16 protein-coding genes are annotated in these 18,270 nt (G+C 48.7%); 10 read left to right on the plus strand and 6 right to left on the minus strand.

All coding sequences use genetic code 11. The annotated features are described in order from the left end of the window. The first annotated feature begins 15 nt into the window (after positions 1 to 15). From EYB58_RS13645 to flgL, 3 genes are all read left to right on the plus strand, one after another. Positions 16 to 492: a hypothetical protein gene (locus EYB58_RS13645; protein ID WP_111956234.1), complete on the plus strand. Its 477-nt coding sequence runs from the start codon at positions 16 to 18 to the stop codon at positions 490 to 492. Continuing rightward, on the plus strand, positions 489 to 4,262 hold the full coding sequence (gene flgK, locus EYB58_RS13650) for a flagellar hook-associated protein FlgK (protein WP_111956236.1): 3,774 nt from the start codon (positions 489 to 491) through the stop codon (positions 4,260 to 4,262). Before EYB58_RS13645 ends, flgK begins: the two co-directional genes overlap by 4 nt. Positions 4,263 to 4,324: 62 nt before the next feature. Next, the gene (gene flgL, locus EYB58_RS13655; protein ID WP_111956238.1) at positions 4,325 to 6,274 is read left to right on the plus strand and encodes a flagellar hook-associated protein FlgL; all 1,950 of its coding nucleotides are present in this window, start codon (positions 4,325 to 4,327) and stop codon (positions 6,272 to 6,274) included. Positions 6,275 to 6,279: 5 nt separating this feature from the next. Here the strand turns inward: flgL and EYB58_RS13660 are convergent, their stop codons facing one another. After that, entirely contained in the window at positions 6,280 to 6,918 is a 639-nt protein-coding gene (locus EYB58_RS13660; protein ID WP_111956240.1) for a hypothetical protein, read from the minus strand. Positions 6,919 to 6,930: 12 nt separating this feature from the next. After that, positions 6,931 to 8,355 (minus strand): Asp-tRNA(Asn)/Glu-tRNA(Gln) amidotransferase subunit GatB, encoded by a 1,425-nt coding sequence (gene gatB, locus EYB58_RS13665; protein ID WP_111956343.1) that lies wholly within the window; start codon positions 8,353 to 8,355, stop codon positions 6,931 to 6,933. A 141-nt stretch (positions 8,356 to 8,496) separates the two neighbouring features. On the opposite strand from gatB, the gene EYB58_RS13670 reads away from it, so the two are divergent. From EYB58_RS13670 to amrB, 6 genes are all read left to right on the plus strand, one after another. Further along, positions 8,497 to 8,688, plus strand: coding sequence for a DUF2065 domain-containing protein (locus EYB58_RS13670; protein ID WP_111956242.1), 192 nt, complete (start codon positions 8,497 to 8,499; stop codon positions 8,686 to 8,688). After that, positions 8,688 to 9,779, plus strand: a complete 1,092-nt coding sequence (gene queA / locus EYB58_RS13675; protein WP_111956244.1) for a tRNA preQ1(34) S-adenosylmethionine ribosyltransferase-isomerase QueA — start codon at positions 8,688 to 8,690, stop codon at positions 9,777 to 9,779. Before EYB58_RS13670 ends, queA begins: the two co-directional genes overlap by 1 nt. Before the next feature lie 101 nt (positions 9,780 to 9,880). Next, positions 9,881 to 11,011: a tRNA guanosine(34) transglycosylase Tgt gene (gene tgt, locus EYB58_RS13680; protein WP_111956246.1), complete on the plus strand. Its 1,131-nt coding sequence runs from the start codon at positions 9,881 to 9,883 to the stop codon at positions 11,009 to 11,011. Between the two features lie 2 nt (positions 11,012 to 11,013). Further along, on the plus strand, positions 11,014 to 11,364 hold the full coding sequence (gene hypA, locus EYB58_RS13685) for a hydrogenase maturation nickel metallochaperone HypA (protein ID WP_111956248.1): 351 nt from the start codon (positions 11,014 to 11,016) through the stop codon (positions 11,362 to 11,364). A 37-nt stretch (positions 11,365 to 11,401) separates the two neighbouring features. Further along, positions 11,402 to 12,067, plus strand: coding sequence for a hydrogenase nickel incorporation protein HypB (gene hypB, locus EYB58_RS13690; RefSeq protein ID WP_111956250.1), 666 nt, complete (start codon positions 11,402 to 11,404; stop codon positions 12,065 to 12,067). A gap of 49 nt (positions 12,068 to 12,116) precedes the next feature. Then, entirely contained in the window at positions 12,117 to 13,001 is an 885-nt protein-coding gene (gene amrB / locus EYB58_RS13695) for an AmmeMemoRadiSam system protein B (RefSeq protein ID WP_111956252.1), read from the plus strand. A gap of 126 nt (positions 13,002 to 13,127) precedes the next feature. On the opposite strand, the gene EYB58_RS13700 is transcribed toward amrB, so the two are convergent. From EYB58_RS13700 to EYB58_RS24455, 3 genes are all read right to left on the minus strand, one after another. Then, a complete protein-coding gene (locus EYB58_RS13700; RefSeq protein ID WP_111956254.1) occupies positions 13,128 to 14,249 on the minus strand; it encodes an NAD(P)/FAD-dependent oxidoreductase in 1,122 nt (373 codons plus the stop codon). Further along, the gene (locus tag EYB58_RS13705) at positions 14,249 to 15,097 is read right to left on the minus strand and encodes a rhodanese-like domain-containing protein (RefSeq protein WP_111956256.1); all 849 of its coding nucleotides are present in this window, start codon (positions 15,095 to 15,097) and stop codon (positions 14,249 to 14,251) included. The genes EYB58_RS13700 and EYB58_RS13705 overlap by 1 nt, the downstream gene beginning before the upstream one ends. Before the next feature lie 74 nt (positions 15,098 to 15,171). Then, positions 15,172 to 15,270 (minus strand): rubredoxin, encoded by a 99-nt coding sequence (locus EYB58_RS24455; RefSeq protein WP_111956345.1) that lies wholly within the window; start codon positions 15,268 to 15,270, stop codon positions 15,172 to 15,174. 221 nt (positions 15,271 to 15,491) lie between these two features. On the opposite strand from EYB58_RS24455, the gene EYB58_RS13715 reads away from it, so the two are divergent. Next, positions 15,492 to 16,259: a sugar phosphate isomerase/epimerase family protein gene (locus tag EYB58_RS13715; RefSeq protein ID WP_111956258.1), complete on the plus strand. Its 768-nt coding sequence runs from the start codon at positions 15,492 to 15,494 to the stop codon at positions 16,257 to 16,259. 336 nt (positions 16,260 to 16,595) lie between these two features. Here the strand turns inward: EYB58_RS13715 and gltX are convergent, their stop codons facing one another. Then, entirely contained in the window at positions 16,596 to 17,999 is a 1,404-nt protein-coding gene (gltX, locus tag EYB58_RS13725) for a glutamate--tRNA ligase (RefSeq protein ID WP_111956262.1), read from the minus strand. Positions 18,000 to 18,270 lie beyond the last annotated feature (271 nt).

Consider the following 18,270-nt stretch of genomic DNA (forward strand, 5'->3'; position numbering starts at 1 on the left):
AAAGAGGGTGGCATCATGATACTTCCCCGGGTTAAGGCAGACGTGGAAACCGATTCTGTGGCGGTTCTTGAACGGAAAATGGTCAGGATCAGGGCTTTGCATAAGCAATTGAGTCACATCCTGGAGACTGAATATGTGTCCGGTATGGCCTATGATTCGAAATCTTTGAAAAAGCTTATTTTAAGAAAACGTAACTGTGTTAACCGGTTTGAGCATCTTGTACGTGCCATGGGGGAGCAACTGGGCATGATGACAGGGCGGGAAATGTCTTCCACCATGTCAAGAAGCCTTGTCGATCGGGTAAAAATGATTCAGGGGTTAACCCCAAAGCAGGAAGAGGTATTGTTTGGGCTTGCAAATGATCTGGAACAAAGACATCGGGAATTGATGAAGGCCGCCTCCCGCAATGGTTTATTGTTTAAAAGCGTGCTGGGTCGGCTGTCTGTTACATCCAAGTATGTTAACCACAGGAATATGGGGAGGACCCCATGAGTAGCCTTAATGCCATACTAAACACTGCGTCCAATGCCGTCACGGCTTATCAGGCGGCCATCAGTGTGACGGGCCAGAATATTGCTAACGCGGATAATGATGATTACAGCATTCAGTCTGTAGAGTTATCCACCACATCCACGGTGAATTCGCGTGGAAATATTTATGGTACAGGGGTGACTGTTGCTTCGGTCACCCGGTCCGTAAACCAGCTTCTTGAAAATACGTTGACTTCTGAATTATCCAACCAGGCTGCCCTGGAAGAAGCACAGGTTTATATGTCTTCCATTGAAGATCTGTTTTCCGAAGACAGTGATGATAGTCTGAATACCCTTTTGGATGCCTACTGGTCTGCCTGGGAGGATTTGAGTAACAATCCGTCCGGTGAAACCGAACAAAACGCCGTATATGATGCCGGCCTTGCACTTACCGACCGTATCAATGCCATTGAAGATGCCCTGTCTGATTTGACCGGCGACTTGAACGGGGAAATATCTTCCGCCGTTACCGAAGTGAACAGCATTTCCGAGCAGATAGCAGCGTTAAATCTGGCCATCGTCACCGCCGAAAGTACGGGCGGGAATGCCAATGACCTTGCGGATGAACGAAACGCCCTGGTGGACGATCTTGGAAAACGCATTGATATTGATATCACCGTGAAAGAGGACGGCTCCTACCTGATCCTCACCAACGGCTTGCCGCTGGCGGAGGATGGCATTTCATATGATTTAAGCATAAAACAGGGAAGTGTATACTGGACCGGTAAATCCGGAAATGCCTATGACATTACCGATGATATCTCCGGCGGTGCCATTGCCGGATGGCTTGAGGTCAGGGATGTGGTGATTCCGGAAACCCAGGCGGAATTTGATGAACTTGCCACCAACCTGATCTGGACCCTGAACTATCAGCATTCCCAGGGGGCAGGGCAGACCTATTTCTCCGGCTCCCTTGAAGGGACTTACGAGGCTGGCAAGAGTGGAACATTTGATAGTCTGTACTATGGAGATGAAATTGACTACACCAAGGATTTTTCCATGGTGATCCAGGATGCCACGGACACTACCTCAGAATATCAGACCGCGACCGTTGATATGGCTATTTCTACATCTGAGATTTCAAATATTACCGGGACCGGAGAGGATGACAGCACCTATGAGCTCACGGTTATTGATGAGGGAATCTTAGGGGATAAAACCGTGGTACAGTCCAGCGGATTGTCTCTGGGCGGTGCTTCATCCAGTGCATCAGGCATTGACGATGCCCTGGATGCGGCATTGGCTGAACAGACCCTGACCATTACCAATGGTTCCGATACCCAGACCCTGGAAATTTCAGACAGAGGGGTCGATGCCACCCGGTCTGCCGCCGACATTGCCAAAGAGCTTTCAAATATAGATGGCATAGCTGCCTATGCATCTACGACATCTGCCTATTTTAACTTTGCTGTTATGTCGGCAGGCGACGGGGATGTCGTTGAATTTACACTGTCTGTTGACGGGGTGATAGCGGATGTCAGTTTTAGTCGGGATGTTTCTGAAGATATTAACGAACAGCTTGAAGATGCACTTAAAGTTGCGGTGGAAACCATCAATGAGGTCAACCAGAACACGGATCTGGCTGTGGACGGCACGTCTATTGAAAGTGCGTCCGGTGCTACCATCGGGATCTACGAATTTAATGCTAATACCGGAGATCGACTATCCGTTTCTCTGGATTCCAGTGATTCGGAAATTCAATTTTTGACTGACAACCCTGCAACAGATGATGCCGTGGTAATAACCGGTTCCGTAACCATTGTCATGGATCCGAGTATGGAAATATCTTCCGATTCCAAGGATCCCGATACCGGTCTTTTCGGCGACAGCGGAGAGTCAGGCTCTGGTTTCAGTATGATTACCTTGGGTGGCACCGACGGATATACAGGATTTGATGATACGGAAAAAATTGAATTTGAACTGGACGGTTACCCTATTTTATGTACTGTTGATGACTCGTTGGGCACCTCGGATGCCGATAGAGCTCTGCAGTTATACACGTCACTTTCTTCTGGTTTGTCCCCGGATAAATATACGGTCATCAAAAACGGTACCTCTGTGACCATAGTGAAAATAGATGAAAATGATCAAGATGCCATTGAAATTACAAATTTCAGGGAGAATGGAGACGAAAATGCGGTATTGAGCGTGTCCACAGGTACCGGATTCGGCAGTGAATCGCCTGAAAATGACACGCTAATTTCCGACTCCGATCCAACAAATACAAGAAAATCAACGACAGCTGCCACGTTTGGTAGTCCTGCCACCATTTACTGGGAAATTTTGGACAGCAGTGGCAATTCCACCGGCGAGGACGGATATGTTGAAATTGATGAATCCGGCGTGGTGGAGATAACCGAAGACGGGAAGACAACGTTAAGTTTTGATATTTCCCAGGGCAGTCTTGTTGCCGGAAATACCCTGCGGATCAATACCGATGCCGATGGTCAAGCTGATATTCTCCGGGGTTCGGTTACAGGAAAGGCTGCAAGTGTCGATGATACTTATGAGTTTACCGTGATTTCCGGCGGTACCCTGCCGGACAACGAAGAGGGTCTTGTGATCGAATGGAAGTCTGAAACCGATTCAGGCACCATTGAACTGGAAGGCAATGAGGATGAAAAATCCCAGATCATTGTGGAAGTGGACGGCATGACCATAGCCTTTGACAGCGGCACCCTTGTGAACGGCGATGTCTTTTATGTCACCACGGATGATAATGGAAAAGCTGTGGCCGATGCCGACGGCAATACCCTGCAGACCCTTTCGGACTGGCACTGGACCCTTGACTCCTTTGCCGATGAGTTTAACCGCAGCGCAGGCGGTGTGACCGCTTCGGTCACTAAAAATGATACGATTTTATTTGATACCACTGATAACTATTGCGCCATTGAAAATGTAACCTGTTCGGGCAGTAACAACATTGACGAAGCAAATTTCGAAATCACGGTGTTAAACTACAGCGCTTTGGAAATTGAGGCTGCAGGCCTTGAATTTGTGCGTGATTCGAGCGGCACCTGGAGTATTGACAACGACCCCACCGGTATCACCACTATTATTCCGGAAGGCGGCGATGATGACGGGTTTCAGATTGATCTGGATGGAGACGGTATCGGAGATATTGAAATTACTTTTGACCAGTCTGTTTCAGGTGAAGGGTATATCCGCATGGATTTGGAATCCAAGGACGCAGAGGATCTGTCCTACGCCTTTGCAGGCAATGAAGACGGGGACAGCGGTTTTGCTGCGGCTCTTGGGTTGAATACTTTTTTTACCGGTACGGGCGCATCAAACATCAGTGTCAATGGCGTGGTGTCCTACACTGACCTGCTGGCATCAGGCATCGTGGATACCCAAACCGGAGCGCTTGCCTCCAGCGACAATACCAATGCCCTGGCCATGGCTGACACCCGCTACGACAGTGTTGATATGAAAGCGTATACATATACCAGGGGAGAGGGTGTTACGGTCACGGTAGCCACCACCTCGCTGGATGATTACCAGGCCTCCCTGGTCTCGACCATCGGGTCCACAGCGTCCGGTATTAATTCTGCTTTAGAGTATTCCGAAACCCTGGTGTACCAGCTTACCGAGCATCGGGATTCAACATCAGCCGTGTCCCTGGATGAAGAGATGATTAATTTGACAGCCCAGCAGCAGGCCTATCTTGCAGCAGCTAAATTGCTGACAATGGTGCAGGAAATGTTTGATGCTTTGCTTGCAACACGTTGATTTTTGAAAGATTTAATATTTGAGGATCAATTTAATAACACCGATCCTATAGGAGGTCTGCCATGAGAGTCTCAACCATAAGTATATACAAACAGGCCACATATCAGCTTGGACGGCTTACCTCTGATTTGAACGAGGCCAATGAGGTCGTATCCACCAATCTGAAAATTAGTTCCGCATCCGATGATCCATCGGGTATGAAACAAGTGCTGACTATCAATTCCGACCTGGCGGCATTGGACCAGTATCAGGTCAATGTGGATCAGGCCCAGAATATACTTACCACGGCGGAAACCGCCCTTGACGCCATGGCTGATCAGTTGTCTGAAATGAAGCTTTTGGCCTCGTCTTTGGCCAATGCCTCGGCCTCTTACCAGGAGCGCTCTGACGCTGCAGATAGCATGCAGGTTTACCTTGATAGCCTTATGGACCTTGCCAATACAGACGCCTATGGCGGATATGTGTTCGGCGGAGATGATAACCAGACAACGCCTTTTACCTATGATGATGACGACAATCCCACCCGAGTAACTTACAACGGCAGCAGTGACGCTGTAAACATCAGTATTTCTCAGAATACCACCGTCTCTTTGGACTGTTGCGGCAGTGATATGTTTTATGAAGATGAGATCATCGTGGATACCACGAACAACCAGATCGTCTTTACAGAAGATGTCGATAAGGGAGAAGATAATATTCTCACCATTGAAACGACAATTACCAGCGGTACCTACAGCAAAGAAGAACTTGCCGGTGTTGTGGCGCAGACATTGAGCAAAGCGTCCGAAGAATATGGATACGGTGTTGTTTATGAAGTGGAATATGATGAAGATAGCAACGCCTTTTCCATTGGGACAGACGGCGCTGATACCACCACCACTGCAACCTTTCAGAATATTGAGACCGAAACCGTCAGAGTTGCCAACTTTGAATCCCTGAGCCAGGATTTCGATGACGTTGAAATTCAAATTATAAACGATTCCGCCCTGACCGAATATACGCCGGATGATGGCTTGGAACCCTTGACGTTGACCTATACCGGAGACGGCACCTGGAAGGTCTCCAATGACCCCGGTTACGGACTTAATGCGGAAATTGGGGCAACCGACGATACCATAGAAATTGATGTGAATGATGACGGTGAGTCTGATATTATTATTGATCTGAATGAGTTCCCGGAAGAAGGCACCAGCATCTCCTTTGACATTACCGAAGGGTATGAAAATACAAGTATCCTGACGGATCTTGGGTTTGATGCTCAAACCGTAACGCTTTCACCGGTATCCAGTGATACGCCTGTGGCCGGGGCAGTTACGGTGGCGCCAGGGGAAAACAATACCATTGATTTTACAGAAACCACAGTGGATAAAGAGATCAGCGTACAGCTGACAGCCACCATCGACGCCGGTCCTTACGCAGATTCTGAATCCTATGCCGAGGCCGTGGAAGAGGCGCTTGAAACCGCATCAGCTGAAAACGGAAACCGGGTTAACTACTCGGTTGAATATGATGAAAACAACAAAAAATTTACCATCAGCGAGGATATTGATACCGGTCGCCGGCTTGAATCCTTTACATTGCTTTTCTCATCCGGTACCAATACCGATTCCAGTGCCTCATTTAATCTTGGTTTTGGAGATCAAGATGTTTCATCCGGACCTGTGGAAGGAAAAGAGGCGACCTGGAGTATCTGGGATACGGTTTTGGATTTCAAAGAAGCACTGGATAGTGATGATGTGGACGGCATTCAGCGGGCAATGACCCGGCTGGAAAATCATTATGAAAGTCTCACCTCAAGCATGTCAACTGTGGGCTCAATTTACAACAGTACCACCATCACCGAAGCCACTATTTCGGATTCGGATTTAACATTGGTCTCCCAGCGCTCCACGGTCCGGGATGCAGATACCGTGGAGGCCATTATGAATCTTAAATCTGCCCAGACTGTTTATGAAGCGGCTTTGAGTTCGACATCTTCTGTCATGGGGCTAAGTCTGGTGGATTACATGTAACCGTTTTAGAACAGATATTTCCAGACTTTCCAGCCAACCTTTTCTTCGCGTTGCCATCCCGTCGGCATCTGCATGAGTTTCTCCGGATTCTGATTTTTTAACGCATTAAGTTGTTTCTGCTTTTCTTGTTCCATCTGTTCCCAGGTGACGGTTGTACGATGAAACACCTTATGGTTTATGGCAGCGGCAATGCGGTCCATTTTTTTGATCAGGTCGTCACTGTTCTTGGATTGTTCAAAAAAAGCCATGTACTGTTTTTCAGTGGTGTCAAAGACCTTGGCATCAATGCTGAAAGCATCTGCAAGGCTGGTAATGGTGCCGTAGAGCACATATCTTGATCCGGTTTTTGCGGCAACCGCATGGATCAGTTTACTACCGGAAAATTCTTTTAATCCGGCCTCAAGGGCCGCTATTTTTTTGGGCGGCACAACAACGACTTTTTCAGGCCAGGTGAGCCTGGAATAGAGCATGGTTGAGATGCCTTTTTTAAGGTAATTCAGATTCTTATTCTTATCGGCATTAATGGCAAAGGAAAGAACTGCAAGGGTTTCAGGTGGATTGGCAAAGGCCATATATGGAAAGATCAATCCGCCGAGGATGAAAACGGACAAAATCGCTTTAATAAACGTATGCGGTTTCTTCATTTGTTTTTCCCTTTACAGTTTTGATTTGAGCATGGGCGTGACCACTTTGGGGTCTGCCTTTCCCCGGGTCTTTTTCATGACCTGCCCCATGAAAAAGCTGAATAGCTTGGTTTTTCCATCACCATAGGCTTTAGCCTCTTCGGGGTTTTCCTTAATAATTTCATCCACCATTGCTTCAAGTTCGCCTTGGTCGGATACCTGTTCAAGACCTTTTTCTTTGACTATGGATTCGGGATCTTTGTTGGTTTCAACCATCTCCTCGAAAACCGTTTTGGCGGCATTGGCATTAATTCGGGAGGATTCCAGAAGTCCAAGAAGTTTTGAAAAACCATGGGCGCTAACAGGTGATTCACTGATTTCAATGCCCTTGGTATTGAGCATGCCCATGAGCGTGGTCATGGTCCAGTTAGCGGCCTGCTTGATGTTTTTAAGCGGCTTAATGGTCTCCTCAAAAAAATTGGCCATGTCCAGGCTGGCTGTTAAAACACCTGCATCATATTCAGACAGGCTGTATTCCTGGATAAACCGCTGCTTTTTTGCATCGGGCAGTTCCGGCATGGTGCTGCTGACTTCCTCGATCCAGGCATCGTCCACAATCAGCGGTACAAGGTCGGGATCCGGGAAATATCTGTAATCGTGGGCTTCTTCCTTGCCCCGCATGGATGCGCTACGGTTTTTGGTAGGATCCCACAGACGGGTTTGCTGGATGACCTGTCCACCCTCTTCAAGTACATAGGTCTGACGCTGGATTTCGTACAGGATGGCTTTTTCCACATTTTTAAAAGAGTTCAGATTTTTAAGCTCGGTGCGGGTGCCGAATTCTTTCTGCCCCACGGGTCGCAGGGAGACGTTGGCGTCACATCTGAATGAGCCTTGTTCCATGTTTCCGTCGCACACATCAATGTACTTTAAAATGGCGTGCAGTTTTCTCAGGTATGCACCTGCTTGGGCTGCCGTGCGAAGGTCAGGTTCACTGACAATTTCAATAAGGGGAATCCCTGTTCGGTTGAGGTCCACCATGCTTTTTCCCCGCAAGGGATCGTGGATCAGCTTTCCGGCATCTTCCTCCATGTGAATGCGGGTGATGCCGACGCGTATTTCCTTTTCATCGGCTTCAATATCCAGAAAACCGTGTTCGGCAATGGGTTTGGCAAACTGGGAGATCTGGTACCCCTTGGGAAGATCCGGGTAGAAATAGTTTTTTCTGTCAAATCGGCTTTCCCTGTTGATGGTGCAGTTGGTGGCAAGGGCGGCCTTGATTGCAAAGGTAACGGCTTTTTTATTCAGTACCGGTAAAACCCCTGGCATGCCTGTGCATACCGGGCAGGTATTGGCGTTGGGGGCCTTGCCAAAGGCGGTTGAGCAGTTGCAGAAAATTTTAGTCTTAGTTTTGAGCTGGGCGTGGACCTCTAGTCCGATAACAGGTTCAAATGCCATGTGATGTTCGCTTCCTTTGGGTGCCCGGCGCATGAAGGCACCCATGCCCGGGGTTGAGTTCTTACCAGCCTTCCTTTATAACCTTGATATTTTTAATTATCAAGGGTACTCCTAATAAAAGGGGAAAAGGAAATTATTTCAATGAAATTTTTTTTCTGTGTGATGGGCATGGTCATGATTGTGGAAGGGCTGCCCTATTTCATCTCGCCGCATAAAATGCGGGAGATGGTAATGATGATCCTGCAAATACCCGAAGGCACCTTGAGGCGGTTTGGCTTCTTTATGATGCTGGCGGGCCTGGCGTTGGTATACCTTGCCATGGAGATCGGCTGATGTACAATTTGTCTGATTACTGCTATAATTTGCCCGATTCCTTGATTGCCCAAGCACCCTGTGAACACAGAAGTTTGTCCCGGCTCATGTACCTGGATCGGAAGAACCACGGCATCAGCCATCGCAGGTTTTTTGATATTGCGGATTTGCTGCGCCCCGGAGACCTGCTGGTGGTCAATGACACCCGGGTGGTGCCGGCGCGGCTTTTAGGGCATAAGCCTACGGGGGGGCGCGTAGAGGTCCTCATTATTGATTATGCTGCCGGCATGAAACATCTGGCCGAGACAGGTTCGTTTCAGTGTGATTGTCTGATCAGGGCCTCACGCAGACCGGAACCGGGCACGGTGCTTGATCTGGGTCAGGATATCAAGGCCACTGTGATGGAACATCGGGACCGAATTTCTGTGGTCTCTTTTGGCGGAGGTCATCATTTTTTATCCCAATTGAAAAAAACAGGTAAAATGCCCCTGCCGCCCTATATAAAACGGAATCAGAATCCGGGACCGGGGGAAGGCATACCGGCGCATATGGATGAGCACAGAGACCGGCACGATTACCAAACGGTTTATGCAAACGCCGAGGGTGCTGTGGCTGCGCCCACGGCCGGGCTTCATTTTACAAAAGAGCTGCTTGCAACCCTTTCTGAAAAGGGCGTGGACGTGGCCCGGATTACCCTGCATGTGGGGTATGGCACCTTTGTACCGGTGCGGGTAAAGGATATCCGGGACCATCAGATTCATTCGGAATATTTTATTATAGATGACCAGACTGCTGAAACGATTAACCGGGCCCGTAGCGATGGGCGCAGGGTTATTGCCGTGGGCACCACGTCCGTGCGGACCCTGGAGTTTTGTACAAACGAGAGGGGCCGTATTTCGGCCGGTCAGGGCCGGTGCGATCTGTTTATCTATCCAGGCTACCGGTTCAAATGCGTGGATGCCATGATTACCAATTTCCATCTGCCTGAATCCACCCTGCTCATGCTGATTTCCGCCTTTTATGACCGGGAACGGATTCTGGATGCCTACAAGGTTGCCGTGGCTGAGAAGTATCGGTTTTTCAGTTATGGTGATGCCATGTTTATTGAGTGACAGCCACGGGCTGACCTGGTTTCGCTGTGGTTCAGTTCACAACAAAAGTAGAAAGATCTGTGTAGGTTACACAGATCTTCATTATAGAGAAAATAGTAAAGATGCTTACATTCGACCTGATAAAAGATAATAGTAAAAGCGGTAACGGCCGGGACCGCTCCCGCCTGGGGCGGATCACCACGGATCACGGGATTATTGAAACACCCATTTTCATGCCCGTGGGTACAGTGGGATCGGTGAAGGCCGTGTCAAAGGAAGATCTGGAACATTGCGGGGCTCAGATTATTCTTGGTAATACCTATCATTTATACTTAAGACCCGGCTGCGAAGTTATTGAAGCCATGAAAGGGCTTCATGCCTTTACAGCCTGGGATAAGCCCATGCTCACCGACTCCGGGGGGTTCCAGTTTTTCTCTTTGGCAAAACTGGCCAAGTTCACCGATGAGGGGGTGCATTTTCAATCCCATATTGACGGTTCCAGGCACTTTTTTTCCCCGGAACGGGCCGTTGAAATCCAGATGATTTTAGGATCGGATATCATGATGTCCCTGGACTGGTGCCAGGGGCATCCGGCTACGGATCAGCAGGTGGCTGAGGCCTTGAATAAGACCACGGCCTGGGCGAAAAGAGGGTTTGATTTCTGGCAGGAAAACGGCGCGGTTAATAACCTGTTTGGCATTGTCCAGGGCGGAATGATTAAAGAACTTCGCTCTTTATCCGCCGAACAGCTGACTGCCATTAATTTTCCCGGCTTTGCCATTGGCGGTCTTTCCGTGGGAGAACCCACCGAAGTGATGTATGAGATGGCCGACCACACCCTGCCGCTTCTGCCGTCACAAAAGCCACGGTACATTATGGGGGTGGGCACGCCTGAGAACCTTGTGACCCTGGTGGGCATGGGGTGCGATATGTTCGACTGCGTGATGCCCTCCAGAAATGCCAGAAACGGCCAGCTTTTTACCCATACCGGTACCGTTAATATTCCCAATGCCAAATATAAAACAGACGAGCGCCCCATTGATGAAACCTGCGGGTGTTATACTTGTCGCAATTACTCCCGGGCCTATCTGCGCCATCTCTATAAATCCCGGGAACTTTTGTCCTATCGTCTGAACACCATTCATAATCTTTATTATTATCTTGATCTTATGGCTAAAATGCGTCATGCAATAAAGGAAGACAGATTCCCCGAATTTCAACAGCAATTTTTTAAAATGAGGCAGGATCAGTAAGTATGCATGAGATGGGTATTGCCCAGCAACTGGTAACCATCGCCCTGGATGCCATCCCCGATGACATTGAAAATCCCAGGGTGGAAAAATTGAATTTAAGGATCGGCAAACTGGCTGCCGTGGTGGAGCACAGCCTCTCCTTTTGCCTGGAGGTCATCTCTAAGGACACCCCTCTTGAAGGCGCTGAACTGGTCATCGACGCGGTGCCGGTATGCCTGCGTTGTGAAAGCTGTGAACATGAATGGCAGACCGACACCCCTGCCTTTGGGTGCCCTGCGTGCAAAGATGGCCAGGTGACCATGATTTCCGGACGGGAGATTGAGATCTCATCCATAGAACTGGCCGACGATTAGACGATTGAGAAACAATAAAAAAATTGAGAGATAGTTTATGGAGATAAATATACAAAAACGGGTACTGGAAAAAAACGAATCGGATGCAGATCGGAACAGAGCCTTTTTTAAAGAGAAACAGGTGTTTGTTCTGAACATGATGTCCTCGCCGGGATCCGGCAAGACCGAAACCCTGTGCCGGACCCTGGAACAGCTGATGCCCGATATCCGGGTGGGGGTGATCGTGGGCGATATCTGCACCACCAATGATGCGGACCGACTTTCCGTAACAGGTGCCAAAGTGACCCAGATCAACACGGACCAGTTCGGGGGAGACTGCCATCTGGCAGCCCACCTCATTGAATCATCGGCCAGATCCCTGGGATGTGATGACTTGGATCTGCTCATCGTGGAAAACATCGGCAACCTGGTGTGCCCTGCGGAATTCGATATTGGCGAGGATGCAAGGGCTGTGGTTTTAAGTGTCACCGAAGGCGAGGACAAGCCCTTAAAATACCCGCTCATGTTCCAGGTGGCGGATGCTGCCATTTTAAATAAAATAGATCTGTTGCCCTATCTGGATTTTGATGCGGCCCTGGCTGTGGAAAATATGGGTAAGGTGCATCCGGGCATGCCGGTATTTGAACTTTCCGCCAAGACCCGGGAAGGCATGGAACCATGGCTTTCATGGCTGCGCACCAAGGTTAAGGAAAAACTGGGATAATTGTGCCGGTTAATCCGGTAGGATGGTTTTTTAAAGTTTGGAGGTAATTATGGGGGTAAAGAAAATGGCCCTTGCCGGCTCCTGGTACCCGGGATCCGCTGACCAGTGTCGATCTGCCATTAAACGGTTTAGTGATGATCTAGAAATCGAAGAGAATACAAAAATTCTGAATAATCCTGTGGGGGGGATTGTGCCCCATGCCGGCTGGGTTTATTCCGGGAAACTGGCCTGCCGGGTCTTTTCAGCGCTGGCCCATGGCAACCGGGTTGTGGATACCATTATTCTTTTCGGGGTTCACATGCATGCCACGTCCCCGGCCCTTGTTCTGGATTGTACCGCCGTTGATACCCCTTTGGGAACCATTGAGATTGACCGGGAACTTACAGATGCCCTGGTGCGGCGGGCCGGGACGGAAGGTGTCAACCTGGAACAATTAGGGCCCAACCGCTTCCCTGAAGAAAATACCCTGGAACTGCAATATCCATTTATTAAATATTTTTTCCCCCACGCCCGGATTGTGGTGTGCGCCGTTCCGCCCTCGGATGCGGCGCACGCATTGGGCGTGGCCGCAGTTGAGGCCGCAAAAAAGCTGGGTCGCTCCCTGGCTGTGGTAGGGTCCACAGACATGACCCATTACGGCCCGCGGTTCGGATTTGAAGCGGCAGGTTCAGGTAAAGTTGCATTTGATTGGGTGTCAAAGGAGAATGATGCGGCTGCAATTGAAGCGTTAACAGCCATGGATGAAAATCAGATTATTTACCAGGGATTGACACACCATAACATGTGCTGTGCCGGGGCGGCCTGTGCGGCTGCCGCTGCTGCAAAAACAATGGGCGCAGTCAAAGGTGTCTGCCTTGACTACGCCTCAAGCTTTGATCCGTTACAGCCCACTGCCGATTTTGTGGGGTATTGCAGCATGATTTTTTGCCGTTAGAGCCTTGGGAAACATTTTTGTAAACGGCATTTGATTATCAGACCCCCAAGACGTCGTCACGCTTATTTTTTATGTTTTTAATAAAAGCCCCTTGCAGAAATGTTTTATCTGCAAGAGCCTTCCACTTTAAAGAATTTTTTCTATGGCCTGAAATTTTTTCATGAATTTTTTGTCAATATAGTTTTTGATCCAGAATGCCGGTTGCCCACTGAATACGAGCCCTCTTTTTTTCAAAACACCTTGGTTTCCACCCAGGTTAAAAATTAACAGGTACTCCGGTCCTGGATCAAACATCTGCAGCGGATTTCCTTCAAGCCGGGCCAACAGGTTGTTCAGCAGCACCGGGTTTTGCCGGACCGCATATACGCCCACCTTGTCTAACGGTTGATCTTCAAAATAGATACAGTCCCCGCCACCGAAGATATCCAGATACTTCACGCTTTGCAGATATCTGTTTACCAGCAGGCCATTATCCGGACCAACCGGCAGGCCGGATGTTTCAAACAATTTTGACGGTTTCACGCCGGAGGCAAGAAAAGTAAAATCAGTGGAGCGCAATTCGCCTGAATTCATGAGAATGGATTCGGTCGTTACTTTTTTTACATACCCGTTTTCAAAAATCCGGATCCCCCTTTTTCCAAGAATACGGGTTACACGGCCCCGGATACGTTCAGGAAACCTGGCCATAAACCGGTTGCCGGCAAGGATATTTATTTGAGGCATATTCTGCTTTGTCCGGTTCGCCAATTGCCATATGTTCCCTGCCACTTCTGCCGAGGAAGGGCCGCCGCCGACTATGGTCACCACCGCCTTTTTACGTTCAAAAAGGAGCTTGAGCTTTTCTGCCGCTTCCATAAGCTTTTCGATGGGCTTGACCGGATAAATATTTTCCGCATTTTCAGGTACATCCTGCATAGAGACATAGGATCCTGCATTCACGGAAAGCACATCATAGGCCAAACTGTTGCCACCGGCGGTATGAACCGTTTTTGCCGCCGGATCAATCCGGGTCGCATAATCCTTTACGAAAAGACCGCCCTGTTTGCAGACAACATCGCGGGTGGCGAAACGAATGTCCGAAGGGGTGTACGTCCCGCCCAGCATGCCCGGTCCCATGCCGGAATAATAGTGGTGGAAAGACGGACCGATCACAGAAACCGTATATCCCTTTTCAACAAATCCGGCGATGTTCTCAAGTGCCGTCATGTGGGCATGTCCGCCGCCGATTAGAACCAGGTTCTTTTTCATTAATCTGTTCCCTTTAACGTATCCAATAATTTACCCAGGCTTTCCAGGTGGGCTTTTTCTTCATTGGCTATTTTTTGAACAATCTGTCTTGAGTCAGGGTTGTCTATTCTCAATGTGACACGCTGGTAAAGATCCAGAGCCTGTGCTTCAATGGACATGGCAAGCGAGATCACATCCGTTTCTACCTCCAGGTCCGGGCTGAACAGTTCAAGATACTGTTCCGTCGAAAGACCGCCCTCCAGGGATTTTACTTCCACCATGGCTTGAAAGTCTTCCTGGGATATCTTATTCTTTTCCCCACTGATATCCAGATACGCCTGAAAAATGGACTTTTGATGATTCAACTCGATTTCAGCAAGTTTTGCAAACAGGTTTTTCACCTTTTTGTTGGTTGTCTGCCGGCCCAGGGTCAGATAAAATTCTCTCAAGCCCTGTTCCAGGGAGTAGGCAACCTTGAGCACTTCTGCCGGTTCTTCTTTTCCAGAGAAGAGTTCTACTCCCAGATCCTGAGGCCCTACGGCGATTTCCGACTCCCATGACTTTATACCGCCGGAAACATTAATTACCTTTTTAAAGTCCTCGCCCGCCAGCATCTGGGCAGCAATCCGGCTGCGCCCGCCTACCGCACAGTACACCAGGGTTGGCTTGTCCGGGTCGAGTTCCCCCAGCCGGTCTGAAAGTTCGGGCAGAGGGATCAGGACTGCTCCCGGAATATGGCTCCTCTCATATTCAGCGGGTTGACGGACATCAAGGATGGTGGCTTCCTCGCTCGGATGTGTAGAAAGGAACGCCTTTGTCTGCGCGGTATCCATTGATTTGGCGGGCGTAAAAAACTGCAGCCATTTCATTTGTGAACCTCCTGAATTACTATTTATTGAACCAGATTTTCAGCCAAGCAGCCTGGGGACCGCAGATTTTTTGTTTACTCCGATAGCGGACACCGCCAGTGATCAGGAAGACCCCTAAACTTTGTCCCTTTGGGGCTTTTTCCTTTCCGGTTTCCCTTATCCGGATTGTAAATATATTCTCAATTATTACATATCCAGTTCACCATAGTAAGGCCTCTTTGTCTGAACAGGTTAATTTTTAATTTTAAGATATCGCAATTTACCCATACAACAGGCATGAACATCCCAGGCCAATCTGCTTGCACAGGGACGCAAAATCCGTTAACCTTCATGAATACTTGTGGTAGGACGTAAAGCTGTCAGACGGCAACCATCTCAATGCAAGGATGTCACCATGAAGATCGGTGTAATGAACAACCCGTCAAAATCGGTTTACGAAGAAGCCGAGCAATGCGGCAAAGCCGGTTTTGAGTTCCTGGATCTAACCCTCGAAGGCCCCAAGGCCTCAGATGTGGATACCCAACGACTTAAAGCCATTCTGGATACCCACGAACTTGGTATCACCGGGCATACCGATCCCTGCCTTCCCTATGCATACCCAGTGCCTGGGATCAGGGATGCCTGCTTAAAGGAACTTGAGCGGTGCGCACGGATATTTTCCCGTTTAGGTGCAAAGGTGATGAACATCCACCCCTGCTATGTTTGCCCGCCTGCCATGAGAGATCAATTGGTCTCATTCCAGATAGAGGCGTTGCAGCCCATTGTTGAAATGGCCGCATCCTATGGGCTTACCCTGGTGTTTGAAAACTATAAAGCGCCCTTTGACCGGGTGTCTATTTTTAAAGAACTGATCTCCCGGGTACCTGGCCTAAAGCTGCATCTGGACTTTGGACATACCAACTTCGGCAAGGATGGCCATGAGATCTTCTGCAAAGAGCTCGGGGAGCACCTTGTGCATGTCCATTTTTCCGACAACCGGTCAAGAAACGACGACCACCTGCCGTTAGGCGTAGGCACCGTAGACTGGCAACAGGCGGTGGATTCGTTAAAATCGATTTCATACGACAATACCATCACCCTGGAAATTTTCTGCAATGACCCACAGATGCAGGTCACCTATCTGGACCTGAGCCGAAATATGGTACGCAGATTGTGGGATTAATCTTCCAACTGGCATCCATGGTGGATTTGTTCTGATGTAATTCATGTCCAGAAAAACGTTATTCTTCAAAAAAGGTAGGGGGTGATCAGAGATTTAAAGTCATATTTTGAATTTGTGCCAAAGGTATTTAAAATCGTGGAGATCACTTTGCTTTTCCAAGGAACCTCTTTCATGCCTGGATTATGGCATGCCAATGTGGCTTGAACGGTTGCGGCTGCGGCAAAAAAGGGCGCAGTCAAAGGCATCTGCTTTGACTACGCCTCAAGTGTTGATCCGTTACAGTCCACTGCCGATTTTGTGGGGTATTGCAGCTTGATTTTCAGCGCTTAGTTTTTATTAGCCCTGGGCTGCACAAAATTGTGCCGCCTTTCTGATGCGCTGGATGGTTTTTTCTTTTCCAAGGGCGATAAACATTTCAAATATGCCGGGGCTCACTGTTGTACCGGTGACCGCCACCCGCAGGGGCTGGGCAATTTTTCCAAATCCGAGTCCTGTTTCTTCCATGATCTGTTTAAATACCCCTTCCTGGGATCCCTGGCTAAAGTCCCCAAGACCTTCAAAGGCATCGGCGCATTTGTTTAAAAGCTCCGCTGTTTCGGGCTTAAGAAATTTGTTGGCCGCCTTTTTTTCAAACTCGATTTTTTCTTTGTAATAAAAAGCCGCGCCCTGGGCCATCTCCACAAGGGTTTTGCTTCTGGGTTGAAGCGTTTCAATCACCCCCTGGGTAAAGGCATCATTTTGGGCGTCAATGCCAAGGTCCGCCAGGTGGGGCACAAGGTCGTCCCCTAATTCTTCGGGTTTCTTTTTCTGGATGTGTTTGGCGTTCAGGGCATACAGCTTATCCATGTCAAACATGCCTGCAGAGCGGCCAAGATGTTTGAGATCAAATTTTTCAATAAGCTCGTGACGTTCAAAAAACTCCTGGTCACCATGGGACCATCCCAGTCTGACCAGGTAGTTGAGCAGCGCATCGGCCAGAAATCCCATCTTTCTATATTCACCCACGGACATGGCACCATGACGCTTGCTCAGCCGCGCCTTATCTGACCCCAGCACCATGGGAACATGGCCGAATACCGGTAAGGGCGCACCTAATGCCTGGTAAATCAGAATCTGTTTGGGGGTGTTCACCAGATGGTCATCCCCCCGAATAATGGTGTTGATGCCCATGGTGATGTCATCCACCACCACCGCAAGGTTGTACATGGCCACACCTGAACTCCTCTGGATGATAAAATCATCAATTTCAGCATTCTGGAAGGCGGTGCTGCCCTTGACGATGTCGTCCACGATGGTGACGCCTGTATCCGGGGTTTTTAACCGCACCACGGTGTTATTCGCTTTTTTAAGCCCGCGGTTCCGACATTTGCCATTATACATGGGTTTAAGCCCCTTGGCCTTGGCCTCTTCGCGCATGGCATTAACTTCTTCGGGTGTGCAGTCGCAATAGTAGGCATGTCCCTGTTCAACCAGGCGGTCAATGTGTTCATTATACATATCATAACGCTGGGTCTGAAAATAGGGACCGTCATCCCAATCAATTCCCAGCCATTTCATGGATTCGAGAATAGCGTCCACAGACTCCTTTGTGGACCGGGCTTCATCAGTGTCTTCTATGCGTAGCACAAACTGCCCTGCGTTTTTTCTGGCCCAGAGCCAGTTGAAAAGTGCAGTCCTGGCACCTCCGATATGCAGGTAACCGGTAGGTGAGGGCGGAAAGCGTGTAATTATTGTATCCATTTTGATCTCCAAAAGTTAAACTTCACGAACAACAGGCGGTACAGATTTTTTTTGGCCTGTACCGCCCGAATTCGTATAACAGCCATGGGCTGATTTCGGCTATCAACACCTATATTCAACCCACAACAAAACATGAAAGCAACTTAACAACTTAATTGAAACTTTCATATAAAATCGACGATTTATCTATCATAATTGCGGGGTCTAAAGCAATACGACCGGTCTACAAAATCCGATTTGATTCATTTCGTGTATTCTTTCAAAGGATTCT

The sequence above is a fragment of the Desulfobacter hydrogenophilus genome (genome assembly GCF_004319545.1).
GTDB lineage: Bacteria > Desulfobacterota > Desulfobacteria > Desulfobacterales > Desulfobacteraceae > Desulfobacter > Desulfobacter hydrogenophilus.

Coding starts and splice junctions, on each gene's coding strand:
- gatB (WP_111956343.1), bottom strand. CDS start 8,355: ATGGCATTTGAACCTGTTATCGGACTAGAGGTCCACGCCCAGCTCAAA.
- queA (WP_111956244.1), top strand. CDS start 8,688: ATGTACAATTTGTCTGATTACTGCTATAATTTGCCCGATTCCTTGATT.
- EYB58_RS13660 (WP_111956240.1), bottom strand. CDS start 6,918: ATGAAGAAACCGCATACGTTTATTAAAGCGATTTTGTCCGTTTTCATC.
- amrB (WP_111956252.1), top strand. CDS start 12,117: ATGGGGGTAAAGAAAATGGCCCTTGCCGGCTCCTGGTACCCGGGATCC.
- tgt (WP_111956246.1), top strand. CDS start 9,881: ATGCTTACATTCGACCTGATAAAAGATAATAGTAAAAGCGGTAACGGC.
- flgK (WP_111956236.1), top strand. CDS start 489: ATGAGTAGCCTTAATGCCATACTAAACACTGCGTCCAATGCCGTCACG.
- gltX (WP_111956262.1), bottom strand. CDS start 17,999: ATGGATACAATAATTACACGCTTTCCGCCCTCACCTACCGGTTACCTG.
- hypA (WP_111956248.1), top strand. CDS start 11,014: ATGCATGAGATGGGTATTGCCCAGCAACTGGTAACCATCGCCCTGGAT.
- EYB58_RS13705 (WP_111956256.1), bottom strand. CDS start 15,097: ATGAAATGGCTGCAGTTTTTTACGCCCGCCAAATCAATGGATACCGCG.
- EYB58_RS13700 (WP_111956254.1), bottom strand. CDS start 14,249: ATGAAAAAGAACCTGGTTCTAATCGGCGGCGGACATGCCCACATGACG.
- EYB58_RS13645 (WP_111956234.1), top strand. CDS start 16: ATGATACTTCCCCGGGTTAAGGCAGACGTGGAAACCGATTCTGTGGCG.
- EYB58_RS13670 (WP_111956242.1), top strand. CDS start 8,497: ATGAAATTTTTTTTCTGTGTGATGGGCATGGTCATGATTGTGGAAGGG.
- EYB58_RS13715 (WP_111956258.1), top strand. CDS start 15,492: ATGAAGATCGGTGTAATGAACAACCCGTCAAAATCGGTTTACGAAGAA.
- hypB (WP_111956250.1), top strand. CDS start 11,402: ATGGAGATAAATATACAAAAACGGGTACTGGAAAAAAACGAATCGGAT.
- flgL (WP_111956238.1), top strand. CDS start 4,325: ATGAGAGTCTCAACCATAAGTATATACAAACAGGCCACATATCAGCTT.